Consider the following 6393-nt stretch of genomic DNA (forward strand, 5'->3'; position numbering starts at 1 on the left):
CAGGCCTTCTTCACACACGCGGCATTGCTGGATCAGGCTTGCGCCCATTGTCCAATATTCCCCACTGCTGCCTCCCGTAGGAGTCTGGGCCGTGTCTCAGTCCCAGTGTGGCTGGTCATCCTCTCAGACCAGCTACCGATCGTCGCCTTGGTAGGCCTTTACCCTGCCAACTAGCTAATCGGATGTGGGCTCATCTTGCAGCGAGAGCCGTGAGGCCCCCTTTCCCCCGTAGGACGTATGCGGTATTAGCCCGAGTTTCCCCGGGTTGTCCCCCACTGCAAGGCAGATTCCCACACATTACTCACCCGTCCGCCACTCTACTCGCCCCAAAGGACTTTCGCGTTCGACTTGCATGTGTTAGGCATGCCGCCAGCGTTCAATCTGAGCCAGGATCAAACTCTTCAGTTCATTTCAGTCAATCACCCGAAGGTGACTTATTCCTTGCTCGACGTATCTCTCCTTTCGAAGATGCTCGTCGCTGTCTCTGGAACCACGCCAGGGACATCGGAGCACCCACACAAGTTATCTAAACAAATTGTTAAAGATCTGGGGGCAACGACTTTCTCGCTGCCAGACGAACCATTCTACACCATCCCGACACCCTGTCAACCCCGCCGGAGCACCCTGCCCCGCCGCCGTTCCTTCAGCACCTCCCGGCTTGCTCCCTGCAAACCGTCGCTGGTCCCTAGCGAGCCGACCATTATACCGGGCTGGGATGACCTGTCAACAACTGTGTCAACGCGACCGCCCCACCTCCCTGCACCGCAACGCGTCGTCGTCCCTGCCGCGCGCCTCCCACACCGCCGCTTCCCTCAGCGAGCCGCGCATTCTACCGAATCGGGGCGCGCGGTCAAGCATTACTTCAGCGCGGCCCTGGGGCGGCCACGAAACCGCCCAGACCCGGGGCCGAGGCGACCCCGACACCAACGCAACCAACGGATACAGGATGCCCGGCCCGACGTGCTCCTGCGCCCGCGTCCCCACCGGGCGACGCGGTGGCCAACGCAACGCCCAAGTGCGCGGCCGGCGCGGGCTCGAAGCCAAGTCGGTCAGCCGGGGCGTCGCGCTCGGCGGCGGCGATGGCGCGATGCCGGGCGGCGTCGCCATCTGGGATGCCCGGCGTCGCCAGGGCGAGCGCCTGCTGGGCGGCTTCGGACGCGGGCTGCGCGTCCGTGAATGGGGCTCAGGTCCCGGCGCGCGCCGGCGTCAGCCGCGGCACCGTGCCTGCCTCAGCCCGGCGAGCCCCAGCACGATCAGGGGCAGGGGCGCGGGCACCGGGACACCGTAGTTGTCCAGGGCCAGGGTGCCGACGGGCGTGTCGCCGCCGCCGAAGAGCCCGAAGCCCCACTGCTGGGGATGGGTCAACAGGTCCGCGACCGAGGGCCCGCCCTGGTTGGCGAAGGCGACCCACTGGCCGCCAGCGGTGTCGATGGCGTTCACCACCCAGTCCGCGGCCCCGTAGGTCAAGACCCGATCATAATAGTAAAAGGCCAGGGTGGGATTGATCGGCCCCGTCGGACCATCCGGGTCGTCGTACTCGCCGATCCAGAAACACAGCAAGCCGCCGTCCAGGCCGAGCCCGCCGCCGTCGCGCAGGGCGATGTAGACCCTGGGGTCCGTGGCGAGGTCGATGCGGTGCCAGCTATCGTAGGTGTAGGCGAGGAAAAAAATGCCGGCCCCGGTAGGTGTCCACGACGTGGCGTCGCCCAGGTCCGCTGCCACATAGCCGCTGGGGGCGGGAGCGGCGCCGCCGTTCGCGGTCCAGGTGAGCGGCACGTCGCCATTGTCGTTCGGGTCCGCGTTCCAGGTCTCGGTATAGCCCGCCGGCACCGCGGTGGCGAGGGTCAACGCGGACAGGGCGCCCAGGGCGGCGGCCGCGCGTGCGTGGATGCTGGTCATCGGTTGTTTCCCCCGCTGTATCGGGTGGTTGAAAGTGGCGATCAGAAAGCCATAAGACGGCGGCAGCGGGGCCGAAGCGGCGGCCAGCCAGGCCCGAGTACACCCGGATGGAAATGCTCGGACCTTTGGCAAAAGCGTGTCCCAGTAGGGTGCGCCGCGCGCACCGGGGCGCCAGCCCAGGCGCAGGACGTTTCGTTCCACCGCAGCCTTGGAAGGTGCGCACGGCGCACCCTACGCCCATGGCCTGACGACTGGCAGCGCGTGGGACTAGCCCCCCGCGTCGTCCCGCTCCATCCAACCCCCGGCCACCCAGCGCCGCATCAGCTCGACGGCGTAGCGATAACGCTCGCCCGCCCGCTCGACCACATCGTGATCGATCAAGGATCCAATCGCCTCGTCCAGCCCAGCGTCGGCGAGCCCGCTCGCGTGCGCCAACCCCCCCGCTGCGAGTCCCGCCGGATCGGGCGCCAAGGCGCGCAAGAGCGCTTGCTGTCCCGTCGGTCCCTCCCCCGCCTGGGCCCAGATCCCGCGGAAATAGCCCGCACCCCGCGCATAGAGCGACGGGTCCGCGACGATCGCCTCCACATCCTGCGCCGAAAAGGTCGCGGGCGGCGGATGGACCTCCTCGCGCAGCCGGCGATTGAACCGATCGACCAGCCGGTCACCCAGGAGTTGCACCAGGAACGGCTGGCCGGCGGTCAGCCGATGGATGGACGCCAGACACTCCGGGCTGAAGGCGAGCGGGAAGGCGTCCGTATCAACCTGGAGCACATCGGCGACCCCGTTCGCATCGAGAAAGCTCACCCGCACCGAGCGCCAGGCATAGATCGGCTCGTAGAGGCTCGCACTGCGCTCTTTCAGCCGGTGCAGACCCACCAGCGCGACCACCAGCCAGGGGTATTGCTGGGTGAGCCCGCGCAGCAGCGCGACGAAGGCGCCCGCCTGGGAGGGGGTGAGATACTGATCCAGCACCTCGTATTCGTCCAGCACCAGGATATAGCGGCGACGCTGGTCGGCCTCGTGCAGCCGCTCGAAGAAGTCTCTCAGCTCGGCGAGCGGGCTTGCGTTCAGGCTTTGCGCATCGCCGGATGCGCCGATCCCCTGCGGCTCCGCCATCGCGCGGCCCGAGGCCCGCCAGAGCTGGGAGGCGATGGCCTGGCAGAGGTCCGCGAGCGGCAGCGCGGGATCGATCAACTGCAAGGTCAAATAGGCGAGCCCGGTATCGGGTCCGAGTCGACCGTACTCCAGCACATTGCGCATCACGCTGGTCTTGCCCATGCGCCGATGGCCATAGACCAGCAGCGAATCGCGCTGGCCCGGCTTGGCCCAGGCGGCGCGGATCTGCTCAAAGACCGACTCGCGCCCGACCAAGCGGTCCGCCGGGACCGGGGCACCGACGATATAGGGGCTCGCGACCGGCTCGCGGGCCTCCAGGGTGCCCACGTCGGCGGCGACGTGCTGGGCCAGGTCCATCCAGCGATCGAGGATCGTGACGAGCACGACGCGCTCGGGTTGGGGGCACTGGTTCGGGGTCGATTGCAGCGCCTTCAGATTGCCGATGACCCGGTTCAAGGCGCTGCTGCGCTCGCGGGGGGAGCGCGAATGCAGGACCAGGTGGGCGTCGCGGGCGGTTTCGCCCAGACGGACCAGGCATTGGGCGACCGCGGGGCGCAGCCGATCGGGGCCGGGTAGCGTCGGCGGGAGCCAGGCGGCGATCTGCTGGAGTTGTTCGCAGCCGAGTGCGGTCGCCAGGACACTGGAGTTGGCGTGCATCTCTTCGCCGAACGGCAGATGCCGGACTTGCGCAAATGCGTCTGCGGCCAGCGAAGGCCTGGCCTTATGCAATAGCCAGAATCCGGCGGAGGCGGCGCGGGCCGGGGTGTCGGTGCGTAGCGAGCAATCGACTTTCGGGCGCCAGCGAGCAGGCAGAACCCAGAGATCTACCCAAAAACTTGATCTCAGCCCGGCCGACAGGCTCGCAGATTGAAAGCGAATCACCTCCCAATCGTGGAGATCCCGCTCGCACCATTGGCTGATCCGAGACAAGAGGGCCGCTCCCTCGGTCGAGGCCAGTGCGCGATTCGCCGCCTCGACAACCGGGGCGAACTGGAGCGTATAGCGAAGTAGACCCTCGCATTCGTCAAGCCCACCCAGCCAGTCCCGTGTCAAGCGACTGTAGAGTTCTCCTGAAAGACCTGGAACGGGTACCAGCGAGACACGCTGAATCGTGATCGCGATACGCCTTGAGCGCCGATGCCAGGCTGGGAGGAAGGCAAGTGCAACCGTGTCCATGCGAAATAGAGCGAGAAATAGAGCGAGAGTGACAAAAACCATATTGGCCACGCCGAACGCCACGCCCCCCTTCTCGCCCAACAACACGCCGCCCACCAGGCCGCCCAACACGCCGACTAGCGCCACGCGGCCCGTCACGACGAGCAGCGGCCCGCCGCCCACGACGCCCATCGCCACGCCGATCGCCACGACATTGGCCACGACGAGCGGAACGGCGCCCGCCTCGCCGGCCACGCCGAACGACACGACGCCCGCCACCGCGCCCGCCACGCCGAAAGCGACGCCGACGGCCACGCCGACCGCCTCGCCGCTCGCCACGCCACCTAATACGACGGCCACCACGCCGACCGAAACATCACTCCAAGACAGCGATATTTCCAGACCTGTGGCGACGAGCCAGGCGACTCCTAACGCAATCGCCACGCCCCCGATCGACTGGGCCGCCAACCGACGCTGAACCCGATCCCGCCGAATCGCCACCCATCCATTCGTATCCCAAGGCAGGGTCCCAAACCGCTCGACATACCACCGGATCGCCTGCGGAAAGTAGAATGCCCAATACAGCAGCACCAGGTAATCCAGCGGATTCCACAGCGACAAGGGCCGCTTACGCCGCGGCGCATAGGGCAGTTCCTCGTTCATCGCGCCGATCCTCCCTGGCCCGGACGCAACCGCTCGAATCGCCTGGCGCATTGATGCAGCAGGTCGCGCGGCTGCCGCGGCTCGCGGCACAGGTCGGCATAGTCGTCCGCCGGGCAGCCGGAACCCGACAGCCGCAGCGCCACCAGTCGCGCGCAATCCGCCGGGGCGAGCGGGGGCAGTTCCACCGGCATCGGGTCCAGGTTCCAGAACGGGGAGTCGGGTGCCCGTTCGTCTTTGGGGAACACCAGCTCCAGCCGCTCGTTGCTGACCAGCAAGAGCTTGACGGCGTATTGCTCGTGCAGCCCGCGCAGCCAGCGGCGCATTTCCAGGCCGCGGGCACCCTCGTGCATCCCGCCCAGGTCGTCCAGGACCAGGAGACGCAGCCCGCGCGTCTCAACGAGCCTGCGCCAATCGGACGCGGTGCGCCCGCCCAGGCCCTTCACAATCTCGGCGCGCAGATCGCCGAGCGTGCGGATCAGCCGAAAGCCGATGCGGAGCCAGTGCTCGGGGCCGATACCCAGGGCCGGCTCGAACCGCGGCCGGATCGTATCGAGCAGCAAGGTCTTGCCGCTCCCGGGCGGGCCGACCAGGGTGCAGAGGTTGGCGGTGCTCAGGCGATTGACGATCCGCTCGATCTCGCGGTCGCGCCCGATGGGCGCGGGGCTGTCGCCGTCGAATGGGTTGTGGTCGGACCCGCCCAGGGCACTTGGCGCGCTTGGGGCGGGCGTTTCCGGCTCGTCGACAGTCGCCGGGTCGCGCGAAGCTGACCGCACGCCGAAGCGCTGCGGTCGCGTCCCGGTAATGCCCCACTCCAAGCGGTCGAGACCGGATTGCAGGTCGGGACAGGCGGCGGGTCGGAGGTCGATCCAGGTGCGATTGCCGAGAAACAGCGGCGGCTTGGTGTCGGGCGGGGTCTGCGGGAGCATGACCGCAAAGATCGGGCGCTGGTATTGCACCGCGAGACTCAGCGCCGCCTGCATCTCCTCTTCTTCCCAGGGACCAAGCCCGTGGGGACCGAGCAGCACCGCGACACTGCGCGAACGCCCGATCGCCGCCTCCAGCAGCGGCAGCCACGGCACGCCCGGCCGCAGTTCCTCCTCGTCCAGCCAGACCTTGAGCCCGGCCGCGCGCAGCCACCCGGCCAGCGCGCGCACCGCCGGTTTGTCCTTGCTGTTGTGGCTTAAGAAACAGTCGAATGCGTCGTCGTCCGCCATGCCCTGCTCCCCCGTGGACGGCGGGGACTATAGCACGGGCGGCGGCGGTGCGGGCCGCTCAGTCCCGCCCGCTTCGGGACCGGCGGACATGGCGGATTCGCCTGCGGCTTCAAAGGGTTTCGGACGGGGCGAAGGCGCCGTCCGGCGCAGGATCGTCGGTCCGCACAGCGGACCCTACGGAGGTCGATTACGGACCGGGCGCCATTTTCGTTGTCGTTGTCGTTGTCGTTGTCGTTGTCGTTGTCGTTGTCGTTGTCGTTGTCGTTGTCGTTGTCGTTGTCGTTGTCGTTGTCGTTGTCGTTGTCGTTGTCGTTGTCGAGATTATCGTAGCGCGCCGGGTTCTCTC

General features: G+C 67.6%; 3 protein-coding genes and 1 rRNA gene. All 4 read right to left on the reverse strand.

Going from position 1 to position 6393, the window contains the following annotated elements; translation table 11 throughout:
* A 16S ribosomal RNA gene (locus tag QZY48_RS28930) occupies positions 1-408 on the reverse strand; the annotation flags it as partial.
* A gap of 798 nt (positions 409-1206) precedes the next feature.
* Positions 1207-1899 carry a hypothetical protein gene (locus QZY48_RS28935; RefSeq protein WP_295437179.1) on the reverse strand — a complete coding sequence of 231 codons (693 nt, stop codon included), beginning with the start codon at positions 1897-1899 and terminating at the stop codon, positions 1207-1209.
* A gap of 267 nt (positions 1900-2166) precedes the next feature.
* Positions 2167-4833, reverse strand: a complete 2667-nt coding sequence (locus tag QZY48_RS28940) for an ATP-binding protein (protein ID WP_295437181.1) — start codon at positions 4831-4833, stop codon at positions 2167-2169.
* Complete coding sequence (locus tag QZY48_RS28945; protein ID WP_295437183.1) at positions 4830-6047, reverse strand: TIR domain-containing protein; 1218 nt, start codon at positions 6045-6047, stop codon at positions 4830-4832. Before QZY48_RS28945 ends, QZY48_RS28940 begins: the two co-directional genes overlap by 4 nt.
* Between the last annotated feature and the right edge of the window lie 346 nt (positions 6048-6393).

This window comes from uncultured Thiodictyon sp., assembly GCF_903828115.1.
Taxonomy (GTDB): Bacteria; Pseudomonadota; Gammaproteobacteria; order Chromatiales; family Chromatiaceae; genus Thiodictyon.

Coding starts and splice junctions, on each gene's coding strand:
- QZY48_RS28940 (WP_295437181.1), bottom strand. CDS start 4,833: ATGAACGAGGAACTGCCCTATGCGCCGCGGCGTAAGCGGCCCTTGTCG.
- QZY48_RS28935 (WP_295437179.1), bottom strand. CDS start 1,899: ATGACCAGCATCCACGCACGCGCGGCCGCCGCCCTGGGCGCCCTGTCC.
- QZY48_RS28945 (WP_295437183.1), bottom strand. CDS start 6,047: ATGGCGGACGACGACGCATTCGACTGTTTCTTAAGCCACAACAGCAAG.